The sequence below is a fragment of the Sphingomonas sp. LY29 genome, from assembly GCF_035593985.1.
Classification (GTDB): Bacteria; Pseudomonadota; Alphaproteobacteria; order Sphingomonadales; family Sphingomonadaceae; genus Sphingomicrobium.
In genome coordinates, this window is record NZ_CP141587.1 from 1,394,823 (window position 1) to 1,412,713 (window position 17,891).

Below are 17,891 nucleotides of genomic sequence, written 5' to 3' on the forward strand. Positions count from 1 at the left end.
GGTCAGGAGGCGCGGTACCGCGCCTCCGCCTCCGCCATATAGTCGCGGGTGATCGGAATCGCGCGGCGGCTGCGAACGTACTGGACCTGGTAATTGCACCCGGTCCCGTGTTCGAACATGACGATCCCGCCGGCGAGGTAGAATTCCCACATCCGGTAGAACCGGTCGTCGTAGATGGCGACGATCTCGTCCTTGCGGGCCGCGCAGCGGTCGAGCCAGTGCTCCAACGTGTAGGCGTAATGCAGGCGCAGGACCTCCACGTCCGACACGATCATCCGCGCTTTCTCCGACGACGACCCCATCTGCGCCAGGCTGGGGATGTGATAGCCCGGGAAGATCCACTTGTCGGTGAAGGGATCGGGCTTCCCCGCGCCGCCCAGCTTCCCGATCGTATGCAGCAGCATCACCCCGTCGTCGGCGAGCAAGCGGGAGGCGTGCGAATAGAATTCGTCGTAATGCGCCGCGCCGACATGTTCGAACATGCCGACCGACACGATCCGGTCGAATGTCGCATCGACGTGGCGATAGTCGATCAGCTCGAACCGAATTTGATCGCTGACGCCTTCGCGCGCGGCCCAAGCGGTCGCATAGGCATGCTGCTCCTTCGACAGCGTAACGCCGAGCACGTCGACCCCCGCCACCCGATGCAGGTAGATCGCCAGCCCGCCCCAGCCGCACCCGATGTCGAGCACCCGCTGGCCCGGCCTCAGCTCCAGCTTGGCAGCGATGTGCGCCAGCTTCAGCCGCTGCGCTTCCTCCAGCCCGATGTCGGGCGTCGGGAAGTAGCCGCAGCTATATTGCCGCCACGGATCGAGGAACAGGTCGTACAGTCGGTCGTCGAGGTCGTAGTGATGCGCGACATTGCGCTGCGCCGCGACCGGCTTGTTCGACTTGAACAGGCGTTTGACGAAGCCGAAGCCGCGCTTCGTCATCGCGGTCTTGCCGCGCTTGCCCCCGTCTTCCCACGGGTTCGATCCGACGACGATCCGCAGCAGGTCGAGCATCGTTCCCTGCTCGATCACCAGGCGACCGTCCATGTACAGTTCGCCAAGCTTGAGGCGGGGGTGCCTAACCAGCTGTGCAAGCGCGGTGCGGTCGGTGAAGCGGATCGTTACTTCCTCCGCACCGCCGGGCCCAAAGGTTTCGCTGCTGCCATCCGGCAGGCGAAGCGTCACTCGGCCACGTTTGACTAGCGGAGCGGCGAGGCGGCGGATCATCGACATGACGGAAGACTGGCACGTCCCCCGCGCGCCGCGCAAGCGTCAGCCGTACGCGCGCACGAAGAAGACGATCGCGGTGGCTCCGGTCACAAGCAGCGTCCACACGCGCACGGCGGCGGGGGCCAGCCGCTTGCCGACGTGGGCGCCGACCCAACCGCCGGCGACGCTTCCCACCAGCATCGGCACGCACGCCCACCACGTTACCATTCCCGCCGCGACGAACACGATCGCCGCCGCCGCATTGGCGACCGCCAGCATCATCGTGCGCGGCGCGAACAAGCTGCGCGGGTCGCGCCCGGCAAGCAGGCCGTAGGTCGCGGTCATCATCAGCCCGACCCCGCCGCCGAAATAGCCGCCGTAGATGCCGAGGAGCACCTGCACGACCAGCAGCGTGCCCGTTCCGATGCTTACCCGCGAAGCAAGCCAGTCGGACGCGCGCTTGCCGAACGCCAGCAGGACGAAGGCGTAGAGCACCAGCCACGGCACGATCACATCGAAGGTCGATGCAGGCGTGATCACCAGTAGCAGGCTGCCGACGAATCCCGACACGAACGTCACCGCCGCGATCACGCGCCAGTCGAGCGTTCCGACCGGACCCAATTCATCGCGAAGCGTCCATGCGCTCGTCGCAGCGCCGGGCAGCAGCGCGACATTGCTGGTCGCATTAGCGACGTTGGCGGGAAGCCCGAGCGCGAGCAGCACCGGGAGCGTCGCGAATGTGCCTCCGCCCGCCAGCGCATTCATTGCGCCGCCGACCAACCCTGCGGCGGCGGCGAGCAGCATCAGCCACGGATCGATCAACGTGGCCCGCCGCTGAAAGCCCAGCGAAGCGTCCGCGCGGTGCCCAACGTCGCCAAGCGAACCGCAGGGGTCGAGAGCGGCGGCCGTCGCAGCCCGTGCATCGCTCGCGCCCAGGCCGGCATCAGGTCGACCGCGGCGGCCATGACCAGCGCCTGCACCGGCGCTTCGCTCTTCCGCGCTGCCGGCGCCTTCAAAACGAGGTCGCGAAACTGGCGCGTTCGATCGTCGGTCTGGAGTTCCGAGCGCACCGCCGCGACGAACTCCTCGGCCGCGCTGCGACTCTTCGGGACCTCGGTCCCGCCGAGCGCCTCGGCGATACCGGCGACCTCGGCAAAATAGCGGTCCTGGTCGGCCATCGTCATCTGTGGCTCGCCGAAGCGGCGCCACGCATCGAGAAAGTGGATCGAGCCCGCGACGTGGATCCAGTTGAGCAGATGCGGATCGTCGGCGCGATAGGCGCGACCGTCGGGCAAGGTCCCGACGACATGAGAATGCACCATGCGCACCCGTTCGATCGCCGCCTTGGCCTGGTCGCGTTCGCCATAGGTGGTGATGGCGATGAAGCGAGCGGTCATGCGCAGGCGGCCAAGCTGGTCGCTGGCGACCTTGCTATGGTCCCACACACCGCCAAGCGCGAGCGGGTGAAGCATTTCGACGAGCAATGCGGCGATCCCGCCGACCATCATCGTGGTGACGTCGCCGTGCACGCGCCACGCGACGCTGTCGGGCGGAAGCAGCGCGTTGTCGGATCGCTGGATCGGCTGCTGGCCGGCGGCGCGATCGTTGAAGCGATCGCGGACGCGTTCGACCAAGTAGCGCCGGATCATTTGGCGTCGAGTGCGGCCAGCTTCTCTTCGGCCTGACGGTCGAGCTCGGCGCGGCTCTTCTTCTCTGCCGCGGTCTTCAGCTGACCGCAGGCCGCATCGATGTCGCGCCCGCGCGGGGTACGGACCGGCGCGGAAATGCCGGCCTCGAACACGATGTTTGAAAAGGCGCGAATACGCTCGGGCGTCGAGCATTCGTACGGGCTGCCGTCCCACGGATTGAACGGGATCAGGTTGACCTTCGCGGGCAGGCGATACTGCTTGATCAGCCGCACCAGTTCGCGCGCGTCGGCGTCGCTGTCGTTCTTGTCCTTCAGCATCACATATTCGAACGTGATGCGCCGCGCATTGTTGGCGCCGGGATAGTCGGCACACGCCTGAAGCAATTCCTCGATGCCGTACTTGCGGTTGAGCGGGACGATCTCATCGCGCACTTCCTTCGTCACCGCGTGCAGCGAGACCGCGAGATTGACTCCAATTTCCTCGCCCGCGCGCGCCATCATCGGCACCACGCCGGAGGTCGACAGCGTGATGCGACGCTTGCTGAGGCCGAGGCCATCACCATCCATCACGATCTTCAGCGCGTCGCGGACATGGTCGAAATTATAGAGCGGCTCGCCCATCCCCATCATCACGATGTTGGTCAGCATCCGGCCATCGGGACTCGACGGCCATTCGCCCAGCGCATCGCGCGCCAGCATGACCTGCCCGACGATTTCGCCCGGATCGAGATTGCGGACCAGCTTCATCGTGCCGGTGTGGCAGAAGCGGCAGTTGAGCGTGCAGCCGACCTGGCTCGACACGCATAGCGTTCCGCGGTCGGCGTCGGGAATGAACACCATTTCGAAATCGTGGCCGTCGTGCGTCTGCAGCAACCACTTGCGCGTGCCGTCGGTCGACACCTGCGCCTCGACCACCGCCGGACGCGTGATCGAGAATTTCTCGGTCAGCCACCCGTGCTGCGCCTTGGCGATGTCGGTCATCGCCGAAAAGTCGCCGACGCCGCGATTGTAGATCCAGTGCCAGATCTGCTTGGCGCGAAGCTTGGCCTGCCTCGGTTCGAGCCCGGCGGCTTCGAGCGCCTCGCGAATTTTTTCGCGCGGCAGCCCGATCAGCTCGACACGGCCATCGGCACGGGAAACCGCCGCGCGCGGAACGGGCACGGGGTCGACGGGGCCGGGAATCGGCATCAGGTTGGTATCGGCGCTCATGGTAAGGTGCGGCCCTTAGGGGAAAAATCAGCGATTTGCCAGCCTCGCGGCACAGGTCGCGGCCGCATCGATCGCGAGCGGCGCGCCGTCGAGGCTATAGCGGTCGACGATGCGCCCGCCGCCCGGCCGTCGCGCCTCGACCCGCATCCCACCCGCGCTTCGCATCGCGGCAATGATCGCGCGTTCCTGCACGGCCCCACGGCTCCAAGCCCAATCGCCGCGCGACATGAGCAGGAAACGCTGATCGCCGACGACCATCTGAATCGTGGCGCCGGGGCGGGGCACCCATGACAGGCGAACCGCCAGCTGCCCCAAGCGCGGGCCGCCCGCGTCGAAGGACAGGCTGGCGCGCGCCGGCGGGCGATCCTTGGGCGGCGCCAGGATCGACCGCGCTGTCGCCTCGCACGTCCGTCCCTCCTGCAGCACCGCCCATTGCCCGCGCGCAGTCACCAGTTGCGGTGCAGCCGCGGCAGCGCTCGCAATCAGGCAGGACGCCAGGGCGACGCGCCTCATCAACGCAGCATGCCAAACGACAGGGCAACGCCGGCAGCAATTGCTGAACCGTACGGAATACCCTCTTCACGACGGAGCGAGACGACCCGCGTGCGCGCGGTCGGGGGCCAAGGGAGGTGACGCACGGCGATCATGACAATGGTCACTAGCCCACCGACAATGGCCACCGCCACCAGCATCTTCCAGCCTGACGAAAGATCGAACCACAGTGCTGAGGCGGTGAGCAGTTTCACATCGCCGCCGCCCATCGCGCCGCGCACGAACAGCCACCAGCCGACGGCAAGGACGGACAACGCCAGAAGCATATTCTGCCACAGGCCGAGGGTCGGGCCTGCGACGATCGTCGCAACGATCGCCCCCGCCGCGACCGCGCCCGACAACCAATCCTCGATCTCCATTCGCCAGGTGTCTTCGACCGCCGATGCGGCCATGACCAGCAGGAGGAAAATTGCCAGCCACGCCGGGGCCAGCGCGGCCAAGTTCAATGCGGCTTGCCCAGCGCCGCGAGATTATCGGCGGCGCGCGCCTGCCAGCGGCTGCCGAGCGCGATCGCCTGTGCGAATGCCGCCTCGGCGCGTTTCGCCTGCCCCGCCGCCGCGGCGACCACGCCGGCATCGTTGAGGCGCGCGGCATAGGCGTCGTCCACCTCGCCCTTGCGCCGTTGCGGCAGGGCGGCGTCGAGTGCGGCCTGCGCCAGTTCGCGATTGTTGGCGAGGCGCGCCACCGTGGGATCGGCGGCATACGCCTGTTCGAACAGGTCGAGCGCGGCGCGCCATTCGCCCCGCATCATCAGCGACCAGCCACGATTGTTGGCAACTTCCGCCCGGCCCGGCGCCAGCGCGGCGGCGCGCTGATAGGCGGCGTCGGCCTCGTCCCACCGGCCCTCGTTGTCAGCGGCGACACCGCGCGCATTCCACGCGCGCCACCCCGCCCCTTCGGCCCGCGTCGCGCGATCAAGCAGCGCGGTTGCCTCGCTCAGGCGCCGAAGCTTCAGCGCGGCAATGCCTGCCCGCTCCAGCAGCAGGGCGTCGTCGGGATTGGTGGCAAGAAGCGCCGTTGTCAGCGCCAGCGCCCGCTCATCCTCGCCCCGAGCGAAAGCAAGATGCGCCAGTCGCCGGTCGAGCGCTTCTCCCTTCAGTCCCGTCGATACCGCTGCAGCCAGCATCGATTGCGCCTGGTCGAGCCTACCCGCCTCGATCGCGCGGTCGGCCTCGGTCAGCGACGGCGACGCAACGACGGGAATCACGAGCGGCGGAGCCGGCGACGATCCGGGCGCCATCGCCAGCATCAGCATTAGTGCGCCGATCATGTCGCCTTGCGCGCCAGCGATCGGTCGAGTGCCGCGTCGCGGCCGAGCAGGACCGTCATGCCTTCCCCCGCACCGGCGTCGCGTTCGAGCGTAAAACCGAATTGCGCGGCAATCCGCTCGGCGCGGGCACGATCGGCATCGGCAAAGCGGATGACGCTTTGCGACCGCACCGCTGGCGCATCGCCGATCGCGGCGTTGGCAAAGCCGCGCCGCGCCAGATAGTCGCGCGTCCGTGCGGCAAGTCCCGCGACCCGCGCCGCGTTGAGCAGGGTGACCGGCGCAGCAGCGCGCTTCGAAAAGTGGATGGTTGTGCTTTGCGGCCGGACGGCGACCGCTGCCACCTCCCACTCCGCCCGCGACTGGGTCAGCAGCGCAACCTCGCCCATCGACAGCCGTTCGAGGCGGACTCCCGGCTTGTGGGGCTCAACCGCCGCCGGCACCGCGCGTGCTGGGGCCAAGGCCACCGTCACGCTCGGCGCCGGCGGCGGCGGCAGCGCGGGTTCGGCCACCGCCTCACGAACCGCCCCGGGGGTAGCGATGAGCGATGCAAGTTCCGCCGTTACCCGCGCGGCTTCGGAAGGCCGGCCTTGAAGCTGAAGCGAATGGGCCAGGGCGGCGTAGAGCGCGGGTTCGTCCGGCTCGACCGCCAGGGCCATTTCATAATGTTTGCGGGACAGGTCGAACCGACCCATCCGGTCGTAGCAAGTCGCGATCCCGACCATCGCGTCGATGCTGGCGGGCGCTTCGCGCAGCGCCTTGCGATAGGCCTCTAGCGCCAGGCCGACATTGCCGAGCGCGAGCTGCGCATTGCCTTCACCCAAGCGGAAGTCGGCGGTCTGCGATCCGCTCGCCAGCGGCGTGGCGATCGAGCGAACCTCGACGTCGCCGGCAGCGCAGGCGGCAAGCCCGAGCGCGGAAAGAATGGCAAGCGAGACGATCGTGGATCGCATCATTTCAACTCCCCAAAGCCGGCATGATCACTCGCATCGTGCGAATGACCGCCGGTAGCATCAGTACTCCGATCATCACCGGCAGCATGCACACCACCAGCGGGATCGACAGCAGCACCGGCAGGCGGTGCGCCTTTTCCTCGGCGCGCATCCGCCGCTTTTCGCGCATTTCGGACGCGTAAGTGCGAAGCGTCTGCGCGACCGACGAGCCTAGCTTCTGCGACTGGATAAGCAGCGTCGCGAAGGCTCGGATTTCGTCGGCGCCAGCGCGGTCGGCCATGCGCCGCAGCGCGTCTTCCTGGCTTCGACCCGCGCGCAGTTCAAGCACGACGGTGCCAAGCTGTTCGGCGAGCAGTGGGTGCGACCGCGTCATTTCCATGCCGACGCGATTGAACGCGGCTTCGAGACCGAGCCCCGCTTCGACGCACACCAGCATCAGGTCGAGCGCGTCGGGGAAGGCATTGATGATCTCCCGCTGGCGACGGTCGGCGCGGATCCGGACCCATAGCGACGGGACGTACAGGCCCATCAGCGCGGAAATCGCGCCGATGAAGTAAAGCTTGGTGATCGACGGCGTGCTCCCCATCGACCACAGGAACAGGAACACCCCGACCGGAACCCCAATCACGCCGATCAGGCGCACGAGCGAATAGACGCGCGGCGCCGCTTCCTGCGTATAGCCGGCCGCGACCAACTTAGTGCGAAGCGATGCGTCCTTGGTGTCGACCAGCGGAATCCCGGCGCGTTCGATCGCTGTGACCATCGCGACCCACGCGCCGCGCGCATCGTGCGTGCGAAGCGCCGCGCCCATGTCGACCGACCCCGACACCTCGTTTCCGCGATCGCTGACGAGCCGTTCGCGAGTCTGCTGCCGGTCGGAAAAGGTGGCGATCAGCGCAAAGGCCACCACGCCGACCGCCAAGAACAGCAGCAGCAGCATGGCGAAGCGCGTGGCGTCATTGGCGAGGAAGTCGATCATTTCATCACACCTTCAAATCGACCATTTTGCGGATCATCGTCACGCCGATGATGTAGACGATGGCGAGCGCGAGATAGCCGGGGACGAACGCGGGGTCGTCCGCCACGTCGAGGTAGAAACCCGGATTGCCGAGAAACAGGATCGCGAACGCGACGACCGGCAGTCCGGTCAGCATCGTCGCGGTCATCCGACCTTCGCTCGACAGCGCGCGCACCTTCATCATCATCGACGCGCGCTCGCGGATGACCTGGCTCAAATTCTCGAGGATTTCGGCAAGGTTGCCGCCGGTTTCGTTCTGCACCGATAGGCTGACGACGAACATGCGCATGTCGTCGAGGTCCCAGCGGTCCGCCATCGCCGTCAGCGCGTCGCGAAGGTCGGCGCCGTAGGTCACTTCGTCGACGACCACCCCAAACTGGCTTCCGATCGGGTCGGGCATCTCGACCGTCAGCAGGTCGAGCGCCGATGCGATCGGGTGGCCGGCACGAAGACCGCGCACGAACACGTCGAGCGCGACCGGGAACTGGTCCTGCATCTTCTTGCGCATCCGACCTGCGCGGATCTGCAGGAAGAGCAGCGGGATCGCCGCCCCGAACATGAGCGCGACCGTCGCCAGCAGCAGCAGGCGCCCGCCGCCGATTGGAACGCCGCGCAGCGACATGAACAGGATGATCAGCAGGAACAGCAGCAGCGGCGCGACCAGCATCCCGATCAGCAGTTTTCCGCTGTCGATCGTCACCCCCGCGGCCATCAGCATCTTTTCGACCCGCCGCGCGGGAGCGGCGAGGATCGACGGCAGCCCGTCGGGAACGCTCGACGAGCGGCGACGTAGCATCTGCATCGCCTCGCTGCGCGTATGTCCCTTGCCGATCAGGTCGAGCCGCTGGTTGATAGCGCGGCCCTTCATGCGCTGCCCGACGATCCCCGACACCAGACGCTCGACCGCGAACACCACGGCGGCGAAGACCATGATTAGGACCAGGGCGCGAAGCCAGATGTCGCTCATTCTTCGAAGTTCCTGTCAGGGCGGAACAGCTCGGGCGACAGCTTCACGCCGTGCGCCATGACCTGGTCGAGGAAACGGGGACGAATGCCGGTCGCTTCGAATCGGCCAAGCACGTTCCCGTCGGGACCGATGCCGGTCTGCCGGTATCGGAAGATTTCCTGCATGGTGATGACATCGCCTTCCATGCCGCTGAGTTCGGCAAGGCTGAGCAATTTGCGGCGGCCGTCGCTGAGCCGCGCGACCTGCACGACGACGTGGATCGCCGACGAGATTTGCGCACGCGCCGAGCGCGCCGGGATGTCGACGCCGCTCATGCCGACCATCTGCTCGACGCGGCTGAGCGCGTCGCGGGGATTGTTGGCGTGGACCGTCGTCATCGACCCGTCGTGGCCGGTGTTCATCGCCTGCAGCATGTCGAACGCCTCGCCGGCGCGGACTTCGCCGACGATGATCCGGTCGGGCCGCATGCGAAGCGCGTTCTTGACCAAGTCGCGCTGCGCGATCTCGCCCTTGCCCTCGATGTTGGCGGGCCGAGTTTCCAATCGCGCGACATGTTCCTGCTGAAGCTGGAGCTCGGCCGAATCCTCGATCGTCACGATCCGCTCGCGCTCGTCGATGAACGCCGACATGGCGTTGAGCATCGTCGTCTTGCCCGACCCGGTACCGCCCGAGATCAGCACGTTGAGCCGCGCCGCGACGACCGCTTTCAGCACGTCGGCAACCTGCGACGGGACCGACCCGATCTCCACCAATCGCGCCATGCTGATCGGGGTCTTGGCGAACTTGCGGATCGACAGCAAAGCGCCGTCGAGCGCGAGCGGCGGGACGACCGCGTTGACGCGGCTTCCGTCGGCAAGGCGCGCATCGACCATCGGCGAGCTTTCATCGACACGGCGGCCGACCGCCGACACGATCTTTTGGATGATGCGGATCAGGTGGCGATCGTCCTTGAACCGCACCGGGCACGGTTCGAGCACGCCATAGCGTTCGACGAAGACATTGTCGGGACCGTTGACGAGGATGTCGGTGATCGTCGCATCCTTGAGCAGCGGCTCCAGCGGCCCTAGGCCCAGCAATTCGTCGAGCACGTCGTCGACCAACTGGCGCCGCTCGACCTGGTTGAGCGCATGGCGCTGCTTGTCGAGTTCCTCGAGGACGATGTCGCCCGCCTCCTCCTCGATCTGCGCGCGCGACATCTTGTCGAGCGCGGACAGGTTGATCAGCCCGAGCAGGCGCTGGTGAAGCTCGACCTTCAGGTCGGTGTGAAGCGCATTGCCCTGCGCAAAGGCGCCGGCATCGCCGACGGTCATCAACCGCCGGTCGCTTTCGCTGCGTTCGGCGACGTCCTCTACCTGGGTCGCGTCGGTCGGTCTGCGAATCTGCCACATGCTCAACGCTCCAGCCCAAGGGCGTCGGCGACACCCGTGTCCATCGTGCCGATATCCTTGCCCAGCGGCGATTTGCGCCGCACTTCGTCGATCGAAATCCCGCGATCAATCGCCTGCGTCATCGTGTCGTGATCGTTGGCGACGGTGAAGGCGACCGGCCGCCGCAACACGCGCTCCGCGTCGCTGCGGTCGAGCGTCTTGAAGAGGCCCTTCTGCGTCCGGTTCAGCACGACGCGGACATCGACATTCTGAAGCCCTTGCGAGTCCATCAGGTCGAGCTGCCGCCGCGCACGGTGAAGGCTCGCGACCCGAAGCTCGGTGACCATTAGTACGAGGTCCGACCGCGCCAGTAGCGACAGCGACCAGTTGGTCCAATTCATCGGAAGATCGATAAACAAGGTGCCATACTCGGCAGCGGCAAGCTCGACGATCCCGAGCAATTGGTCGTTGCCCAGCGATTCAAGCGGCGTGATCTCACGCGGCGCGGCGATCACAGCCAATCCGCTGGGATGCGTCGTCGCGATCGAGCGAATCAGGTCTCCGTCGATGCGCTTTCCCGCCGACAACAGGTCGGTAAAGGTCAGCGCGGGGTGCAGCCCCAGTTGAAAGGCGGCGTCGCCGAACTGGATATCGAGGTCGAGCAGGCAGGCCTCGCGGCCCATCGCGCTTTCCGACGCAGCGAAGCGCGCGGCAAGCTGGCCAAGCAACGCGGTCGCCCCGACCCCGCCCTCGCTCTTGATGATCGTCACGATCTTCTGGCGCCCGGTCTTCGCCTTGCGCCCTTGCACGGTCACCATCTTGCGGATGGGGTCGAGCGCGGTTTCCAGTTCGCGCGCGTCGAGCGGCAGCGGCACGACATCGTGGGCCCCGGCGCGGACCAGCGAGCGGACGAACGCCAGCGGCGGCTCATAGGCGGCGGCGATCAGCGGCACGTCGCCGGCGGCCAGCGCATAGAAACGCGCGATCGATGCCTCGTCATCCTCGCTTACCTTAACGACCGCCGCGGCGGCGCCGTGAAGCACCGACGGCGCGATCGGCTCGTTCGGATCGACGATGACCAGGTCGAGCGGGAAACCCGCGACAGTTGTTCCCACCAGCGCACCGGCCTCGCCGTTGACGCCCGACAACAACAGGCGGACCGGCGCGGGGCCGGTGTCCGCTTGCCACTTGGCGCTTGCACGATCGGGTGAATACATCGTCATGCGTACCTCAATTGGACTGTATTCCGGCGCTGTCCTCGGCGGTCAGCGTCGTGCGAAAATTCGGCAAGGTGATCGTCGCCAGCAGCAGCGTCGTGACGGGGGTGAACTGCAGCCCGGTCAGCTCGACCGTGACCAGCGGCGCGATCTCCATGCCATTGGGATCGCCCGCATAACCAAGCCCCGACCCGCGATAGCTGACGCGGACGTTCTGCTCGGCGATGTCGGGTTTGATGTTGCGCATCCGCGTCAGCATCAGGGCATGGCCGGTGGTGACATAGGGTGTCAGCGTCGCCGGGCAGGGGCTTACTTCACAGGTGCAGCTCATCGTTCCCGACGTGCTGACGCAGCGGATCTCGCCAAGCGCGGCGCGGGGAATGAGGTCGCCCTGCGTCAACGCGGTTCCGCCGGCGGTGTTGCCGACGTAGCGCTGCGCGACGAGCCCGCCCGGGATCGCGTCGGTCACAACCGCGACCCGCGCTCCGACCTGCGTCGCCTTTTCGGCACGATTGGTTTCCCACAGGAAGCGCGCCGCATCGATGATCCCGAACATCAGCAACAGCAGCAGCGGCAGCACCAGCGCGAATTCGGCGGCACTGGCGCCTTTGCGGTTATGGACGAGCGCGCCGATCATAGCCCCATCACCGCGGCCTGCTGTGACGCGTTGAGCGAAAGGCCGGTCCCGCGAAAGCCAAACGCGGATCCCACCAGCGGGACATAAGGCACGCTGGCCTGCACCGTGACGATTGGCGCACCGGTCGAACGGCCGCGATAGATTCCGCTCAGATTCTCGGTCGACGCGGCGAGGTCGGTCGCGCTCGCGGCGCAACTGGTGCTGAGCGTGACCGTAGTCGCATTCCACGATGGCAGGCGATTGGTGCCGCCAGACAGCAAGCTGGTCATCACCAACGCCTTGGTATCGGCTTCGATCGTCCCGCCGGGCACGCCGGAGCAGCCGAAATTGCTGAAGTTCTGCCGCGCGGCGAAGCGGGCGCCATCGCGCACCGCCTTCATCACGATATGTTCGTTGTAGAAATAATTGCCGAGCTCGACCGACCCGAACAGGATGACGAGCAGCAGCGGCGTGACCAGCGCCATCTCCGCGGCAGCGGCTCCGCGTCGGTCGGAGGAAAGGCGGGCGCGGCGCTTCATTTGACCAGATACGGAATGTCGCGGCGGACGACCTGGCCCGCGGTCGCGCCCGCGCCGGTCTGGGTCTCGCCGATCACTTCGGCATAGACGTCGCCCGCGCTCGTCCGCGCCCGGTTGAGCGAGGGCTGGACCAGGAACACGTCGATCCATTTGACGACGGGCAGATTGTCCACGGCGCCGTTGACGCTTTGCGCGACGCAATTGACCACCGCGACCGAGATCCGGCGACGATCGGGCACCGTCGCCGACGGCACGACCGGCGCATAGCCTTCGGCAGCGCTGCATTGCGGCGATCCGTACGCGACGTTGGTGTTACCGGTTGCGCTGGCAGGATTGGGACCAAGCACATTGACCCCGTCCACGACCGTGCCGCGGTTCTCATATTCCCAGCGATAGACTTCGTAGCGGGTAGCATTAGCGGGCAGGCCGGTATTGCCGCGCCACGTTCCGGCCCCGACGCCGCTTTGCCAGTAAGTACCACCGGCGCGCCGATAGTGCGTACGGAAATAGGCGTCGCGGTCCCACAGGCCGTTTCCGATCGGCCCGGTGCAGGCGCCCGTGGCCCCGCTGTCGACCGCGTGGCACATGTCCCGCGGATGCCCCATCGCGCCCGGCGTGACTGTGGTCGCCAACGCGGTCGTTGCCGAGTTCGGCAGATATTGCAGGCTCGCTTCGACTTCCTGCCAGCCTTGGTTGTGAAGCCGGCACATGTTGCCGCCGTTGGCATCGGCCGGACGGACAACATCCTTCACGCTATTGATCGACGCCCCGCACGCCCCGCCAGCCGGGCAGGCGACGTTGCTGTCGAAGATGTCGAAGCGGGTGTTGAGCGCGTCGGTCACCGTGACGGTCGCGCCCGGCTTCGTATCTACCCCCGATTGGGCGATGCAATCGCCCGGCGGCGTGTTCCACCCCAGCGCCTCGCGAAGCCCCGGCGCACCGTTTGATCCGCCACTGGTGTCGAGATAGCCGAAATTGCCCGGTGCCCAGCCGCCCGTGCCGCCGCCCACTGACACCAGCCGCAAGCCCGCGCCGCGCAATGCGTTGGCATCGAAGGCGAGATTGGTCGATGTCTCGGACGGGTTGCAGATCATCACCGGCGGCGTCTTGCAGATCGCGGCGCCCAGGCCGGCGACCGCTTCGGCGCCGATATCGCCTGACGTAATCGCCCCGATGATCGGGGTCAGCGCATAGTCCGCGCGGCGCGCGCCGACCGCGACTCGAACGAACCGAGCCGAGGCGAACAGCGCGACGTTGGTGATCGGGTTGGTGTTGTTCTCGGCATCCGCCTTGGTCGCGTAGAAGACGACCGTGGGAATGGTGACGTTGCGCCCAAGCCCAGCAGCCACCAGCGTCTGGTTGGTGAGCAGCCCCTGCGCCGCCGCGACTGCGCGCTGCATCGCGCGAGGTTGCTGGTCGAGCTGCGTCGCCGCGGCCAGCGCGGCCTGGTCCGCCGCATTCTGCAGTTCGGTGTCGAGGCTTGCGAGCCGGGCATAGTCGAAGGCGAGTCCCCCCGCGCCGAGCAGCGCGAACAGCGACAGCGCCACGGTCGGCGCCACGGCACCTTTCCTAGTGCCGCCCAATCTCCTGATGTGCGCTTTCATCACCCATTGCCCTTATTGCGGTCCGCTCGACGCGCCCGAGCCGCCGCCCGACTGTGCCGTGTTGGTGGACTCGCGCTGGACCGGCTTGGTGCTGCCCTTGCGGTAACGTTCGCTGGCCTTGGCGGCCTTTTCGCCATGATAGCCCGGCTTCATCGCATCCTCGGCGTAGACCGGATCCGGATCGACGGTCTGGATCGCCATGTCGTAGCGATATGATTCGCCGAACCCCGGATCGACCGGCGCGCAGCCCGCCGCCGCGAGGATGGTCACCGTGACCGCGATCGGCTTCATGTTACAGCGCATGGCCATAATCCTTTTCCAGGCGTGACGGGTCGAGCGCGGCCATTCCGCCGGGTACCACCGCCGACGGCTGCGGCGGGCGCGGCATCTCGCCGATCGGGCGCATGACGCCCGACGGCTGCGTCGGCTTTAGCGGGTTCACTCCGACCGCACTGTCCGTCCGGCCGAGCAGGAACAGGTCGGCCTCGTCGGGCGGCGTGACCCGGTCGGTCGGCAGTTGCATCGCCGCCGCGCGCACCGGGCGCACCAGTCGCGGCGTGACGATAATGACCAGTTCGGTTTCTTCCTTCTGGAAGCCCGACGAGCGGAACAGCGCGCCGATGATCGGGATCGATCCCAGCACTGGGAATTGCCGCACCGTGTCTTGGAAGTCGCGGCGTAGAAGCCCCGCCATCGCGAAGCTTTCGCCGTCGCGAAGCTCGACCGTGGTCTTGGCGCGGCGCGTCTGCAGCCCGGGAATGCGGAGCCCGTTGACGACGATCGACGCGGTCGGGTCGATCGAGCTGACTTCCGGCGCGACCTCCATGTTGATCACCCCGTCGGCAAGTACCGTCGGCGTGAAGGCAAGGCTAACCCCAAACGGCTTGAACTCGATCGAAATGGCGTTCGATCCGCCACCCTCCGCGCCGCCGCTGTTGCCCTGCGCCACGGGAATCGGGAACTCGCCGCCCGCGAGGAAGCTGGCGGTTTCGCCCGACAACGCGACCAGCGTCGGCTCGGCGAGCGTGGTGATCGCGCCCTTGGTCTCCAGCGCGTTCAAGGCACCTTCGAAATTGAGCCCGAACAGGCCGAAGCGACGCGTCAGGATGCCGAACGTGTCGGCGATTGCGCCAAGGCCGAGGACGCCGCCACCGTTTGCGCCCGGGGTCAGGCTCGCGCCATTCCCGCTGACGCCGCCAAACCCGTTGTTCCCGCTCCCGCCGACGAACAGGCCAACGCCGATGTCCTTGAGCGCGCTGCGCTTGATCTCGGAGAATTTGACCTCGAGCATCACCTGCTGGGTCGATCCGATCGACAGCAAATTGATGACCTTGCCCGGCGCGTACGTCTCGGCGACCTGCACCGCGCGGTCGGCGGCCGGACCCGACGAGACAATGCCTTCGAGGATGATCGATTCGTTCGACATGCGCGCGCCGACCTGGTCGCCGGGCATCAGTTCGGACAATTGGCGTTTCAGGCTTGTGACGTCGGGCCCGACTGCGATGTCGACCACCGCGATCAGATTGTTGCGGCCATCGTACAGCGTCAGGCTGGTCGTCCCCATCTTCTTGCCGAGGACATACAGCGAACTGCTGGTCAGCGGCAGGATGTCGGCGATCTCCGGATTGCCCAGCAGCGCCTTGGCGAAGGGCCGGTCTGCGCGCAGCACCTGGCTCTTGTTCAGCGGCACGTTCAGTTCGCCGGCGCGCACGGACTCGTCGCTTCCGATCGAAACCTGCGCCGCAGCGGGTGCCGCCAAGGCGAGCGCGAGGCCGATCCCCGCGACTTTAAGCATGCTAGCGATCATAGCCCCCCACCTCGTAGCTGCTGGTTGTCGTTCCGCGCGTCACGTCGACCGTGTTCGTCGCGGGCTTTGCCGGTGCGCGAACCACCGGGCGCGGTGCGGCTGCGCGGCGCGTCGGCTGGCTCAGCCGTGCGATGCGCGCGCGCCGCTCGGCGTCGCTCAGCACGGTGGCACCGGTGGCGCCGGTGGCCGCGGCCTGCATCGGCGGCGGTTGTCCGCCGTAATAGCTGTAGCGAAGGTCATCGAGGCTGACGGTGTCGACCTGCGCAACATTCTGCTCTTCACCAGGCTTGCGCAGGACGAGGCTGAGCGAGCCGACCTGCATGCCGAGCGCGAGCTTCTGCGCATCGATCGGCGTGACCTCCATCGTCGCGGTGCGCGACACGACCGGCTTGCCATCGGCACCCGCCGCATCCTGGTCCATTGCGAGCACGCGAATGTTTTGCAGAAGCACGTCGGTGACCTGCTCGCCGCGATCGGTCCCAATCGACTGGCGCGTCACGAGCACGTCGACCGTATCGTTCGGTTTGACGAAACCGCCGACGCCCGAAACGTCGTTGATGCTGACCGTCGCGGCGCGCATTCCATCGCGCAGCAACGCAGCGATCGAGGCATTCTGTCCCTCGCCCGACAGGTCGGCGGCAAGCAGCGGCTGATTGATCTGGATGGGACGTAGCGCGACGCGGCGTTTGCCTTGGGGCAGCAGCTCGACAAGCGATTTGTAGGTGCCTGCCGGAAGGCTGGTCGCGGGATAGTTGACGAACTTGACCTTGTCGGCGGTCACGTCAGCGCCATAGGCCAACGGCATCGCGGCAACCGCGACGCGGACCATGCCTTCTGGCGACGAGGCCAGCTGCCGTTCGCGGCCGGTCAGGTAGGTATTGGCAAGGAACACCGCGATCAGGCCGATAATGATGGCCACTCCCACGGCAATGATCGTCTGGCGCTTCATTCTTCCGCTCCCCCGAGCTCCCGGTCGTTAACCAGTCAGTGAATCAGCGTCTGCGCATTCGATCGAGACGATGCGCCTGACCTCTCAGGAGTCAACCCTGAGCGAAGTTGGCGCGGCCGGCCCCCCGGCCAGCCGCGCCGAACGCAGTTAGGTGCAGGTGCCGGTGCTGATGCACGTCGCTGCCGAGTTCATTTCGTTCGCGATGGCGCCCGAAAGACCGACCGCGGCGAGCGCAATTGCCGAACCGATAATCGCCAGGATCAGCGCATATTCGGCTGCCGAGGCACCGCGCTTGTCGCGTAGCATGTTAATGAACTTCTTCATGGTGTCATTCCTACTCGTTTGCGTCCCCCACTCACGACGAGCGGATCGGAAAGAGTGTCACGCTAGGAGGAGAACCGCCCGGCCAATGAACTGTGCAAAACTACGCAGTGTTCGACGCGTACCGTCTTCGCCCAGCCCCCCGGCCAGCCGCGCCGAACCCAGTTAGGTGCAGGTGCTGGTGCGGATGCAGGTCGCTGCCGAGTTCATTTCGTTCGCGATGGCGCCCGAAAGACCAACCGCGGCCAGCGCGATTGCCGAACCGATAATCGCCAGGATCAGCGCATATTCGGCTGCCGAGGCACCGCGCTTGTCGCGCAGCATGTTGATGAACTTCTTCATGGTGTCGTCCCCTACTCGTTTGCATCCCCCCGCTCACGACGAGCGGATCGGAAAGAGTGTCACGCTAGGAGGAGAACCGCCCGGCCAATGAAGCTGCAAAACAACGTAGCGTTCAACGCGTACCGTCTTCGCGCAGCCCCCCGGCTGGCTTGACGAGGCAGAAGTTGTTCTTGTCTTAACTTCTTGTCAACCAGAGATGTTTAATCAGGATTAACTACCGTCTGGAACCGGACATAGCTATGTCGTTGCAATTGCGTTCAAAATAACTTGTTTCGGCGCCGTGCCAGCGTTTCAAATCGAGACTCGGAAGTCTTAT

At 66.4% G+C, this 17,891-nt stretch carries 20 protein-coding genes; all 20 read right to left on the reverse strand.

All coding sequences use genetic code 11. The features are described 5' to 3' along the window. Nucleotides 1–2: 2 nt before the first annotated feature. The 20 genes from SH584_RS07020 to SH584_RS07115 all read right to left on the reverse strand — a co-directional run bounded on the left by SH584_RS07020 (nucleotide 3) and on the right by SH584_RS07115 (nucleotide 17,575). Nucleotides 3–1,223, reverse strand: coding sequence for a cyclopropane-fatty-acyl-phospholipid synthase family protein (locus SH584_RS07020; RefSeq protein WP_324805843.1), 1,221 nt, complete (start codon nucleotides 1,221–1,223; stop codon nucleotides 3–5). 39 nt (nucleotides 1,224–1,262) lie between these two features. Then, the gene (locus SH584_RS07025) at nucleotides 1,263–2,021 is read right to left on the reverse strand and encodes a sulfite exporter TauE/SafE family protein (RefSeq protein ID WP_322841902.1); all 759 of its coding nucleotides are present in this window, start codon (nucleotides 2,019–2,021) and stop codon (nucleotides 1,263–1,265) included. After that, a complete protein-coding gene (locus tag SH584_RS07030; RefSeq protein WP_324805845.1) occupies nucleotides 2,018–2,848 on the reverse strand; it encodes an oxygenase MpaB family protein in 831 nt (276 codons plus the stop codon). Before SH584_RS07030 ends, SH584_RS07025 begins: the two co-directional genes overlap by 4 nt. After that, entirely contained in the window at nucleotides 2,845–4,056 is a 1,212-nt protein-coding gene (gene rlmN / locus SH584_RS07035) for a dual-specificity RNA methyltransferase RlmN (protein WP_324805846.1), read from the reverse strand. The genes SH584_RS07030 and rlmN overlap by 4 nt, the downstream gene beginning before the upstream one ends. A 27-nt stretch (nucleotides 4,057–4,083) precedes the next feature. After that, nucleotides 4,084–4,569, reverse strand: coding sequence for a hypothetical protein (locus tag SH584_RS07040; RefSeq protein WP_324805848.1), 486 nt, complete (start codon nucleotides 4,567–4,569; stop codon nucleotides 4,084–4,086). Further along, nucleotides 4,569–5,048: an A24 family peptidase gene (locus SH584_RS07045; protein ID WP_324805850.1), complete on the reverse strand. Its 480-nt coding sequence runs from the start codon at nucleotides 5,046–5,048 to the stop codon at nucleotides 4,569–4,571. The genes SH584_RS07040 and SH584_RS07045 overlap by 1 nt, the downstream gene beginning before the upstream one ends. A gap of 2 nt (nucleotides 5,049–5,050) precedes the next feature. Further along, a complete protein-coding gene (locus SH584_RS07050; RefSeq protein ID WP_324805852.1) occupies nucleotides 5,051–5,878 on the reverse strand; it encodes a tetratricopeptide repeat protein in 828 nt (275 codons plus the stop codon). Continuing rightward, complete coding sequence (locus SH584_RS07055; RefSeq protein ID WP_324805854.1) at nucleotides 5,875–6,831, reverse strand: LytR C-terminal domain-containing protein; 957 nt, start codon at nucleotides 6,829–6,831, stop codon at nucleotides 5,875–5,877. The genes SH584_RS07050 and SH584_RS07055 overlap by 4 nt, the downstream gene beginning before the upstream one ends. Before the next feature lies 1 nt (nucleotide 6,832). Beyond that, nucleotides 6,833–7,807, reverse strand: coding sequence for a type II secretion system F family protein (locus SH584_RS07060; RefSeq protein WP_324805855.1), 975 nt, complete (start codon nucleotides 7,805–7,807; stop codon nucleotides 6,833–6,835). Between the two features lie 4 nt (nucleotides 7,808–7,811). Continuing rightward, nucleotides 7,812–8,813 carry a type II secretion system F family protein gene (locus SH584_RS07065; RefSeq protein WP_324805856.1) on the reverse strand — a complete coding sequence of 334 codons (1,002 nt, stop codon included), beginning with the start codon at nucleotides 8,811–8,813 and terminating at the stop codon, nucleotides 7,812–7,814. After that, nucleotides 8,810–10,123, reverse strand: coding sequence for a TadA family conjugal transfer-associated ATPase (locus SH584_RS07070; protein WP_322842343.1), 1,314 nt, complete (start codon nucleotides 10,121–10,123; stop codon nucleotides 8,810–8,812). The genes SH584_RS07065 and SH584_RS07070 overlap by 4 nt, the downstream gene beginning before the upstream one ends. A gap of 80 nt (nucleotides 10,124–10,203) precedes the next feature. Then, the gene (locus SH584_RS07075) at nucleotides 10,204–11,403 is read right to left on the reverse strand and encodes a CpaE/TadZ family protein (protein ID WP_324805857.1); all 1,200 of its coding nucleotides are present in this window, start codon (nucleotides 11,401–11,403) and stop codon (nucleotides 10,204–10,206) included. 7 nt (nucleotides 11,404–11,410) lie between these two features. Beyond that, nucleotides 11,411–12,034, reverse strand: a complete 624-nt coding sequence (locus tag SH584_RS07080; protein ID WP_324805859.1) for a TadE/TadG family type IV pilus assembly protein — start codon at nucleotides 12,032–12,034, stop codon at nucleotides 11,411–11,413. After that, on the reverse strand, nucleotides 12,031–12,552 hold the full coding sequence (locus SH584_RS07085; protein ID WP_324805860.1) for a TadE/TadG family type IV pilus assembly protein: 522 nt from the start codon (nucleotides 12,550–12,552) through the stop codon (nucleotides 12,031–12,033). The genes SH584_RS07080 and SH584_RS07085 overlap by 4 nt, the downstream gene beginning before the upstream one ends. After that, nucleotides 12,549–14,111 (reverse strand): pilus assembly protein TadG-related protein, encoded by a 1,563-nt coding sequence (locus SH584_RS07090; RefSeq protein WP_324805862.1) that lies wholly within the window; start codon nucleotides 14,109–14,111, stop codon nucleotides 12,549–12,551. The genes SH584_RS07085 and SH584_RS07090 overlap by 4 nt, the downstream gene beginning before the upstream one ends. A 57-nt stretch (nucleotides 14,112–14,168) precedes the next feature. Next, nucleotides 14,169–14,459 carry a hypothetical protein gene (locus SH584_RS07095; RefSeq protein WP_324805864.1) on the reverse strand — a complete coding sequence of 97 codons (291 nt, stop codon included), beginning with the start codon at nucleotides 14,457–14,459 and terminating at the stop codon, nucleotides 14,169–14,171. After that, nucleotides 14,449–15,951, reverse strand: a complete 1,503-nt coding sequence (locus tag SH584_RS07100) for a type II and III secretion system protein family protein (RefSeq protein ID WP_324805865.1) — start codon at nucleotides 15,949–15,951, stop codon at nucleotides 14,449–14,451. Before SH584_RS07100 ends, SH584_RS07095 begins: the two co-directional genes overlap by 11 nt. 1 nt (nucleotide 15,952) lies before the next feature. Further along, complete coding sequence (gene cpaB, locus SH584_RS07105) at nucleotides 15,953–16,912, reverse strand: Flp pilus assembly protein CpaB (protein WP_324805867.1); 960 nt, start codon at nucleotides 16,910–16,912, stop codon at nucleotides 15,953–15,955. Between the two features lie 147 nt (nucleotides 16,913–17,059). Beyond that, complete coding sequence (locus SH584_RS07110; RefSeq protein WP_324805869.1) at nucleotides 17,060–17,236, reverse strand: Flp family type IVb pilin; 177 nt, start codon at nucleotides 17,234–17,236, stop codon at nucleotides 17,060–17,062. A 162-nt stretch (nucleotides 17,237–17,398) separates the two neighbouring features. Beyond that, nucleotides 17,399–17,575, reverse strand: coding sequence for a Flp family type IVb pilin (locus SH584_RS07115; protein WP_324805870.1), 177 nt, complete (start codon nucleotides 17,573–17,575; stop codon nucleotides 17,399–17,401). Nucleotides 17,576–17,891 lie beyond the last annotated feature (316 nt).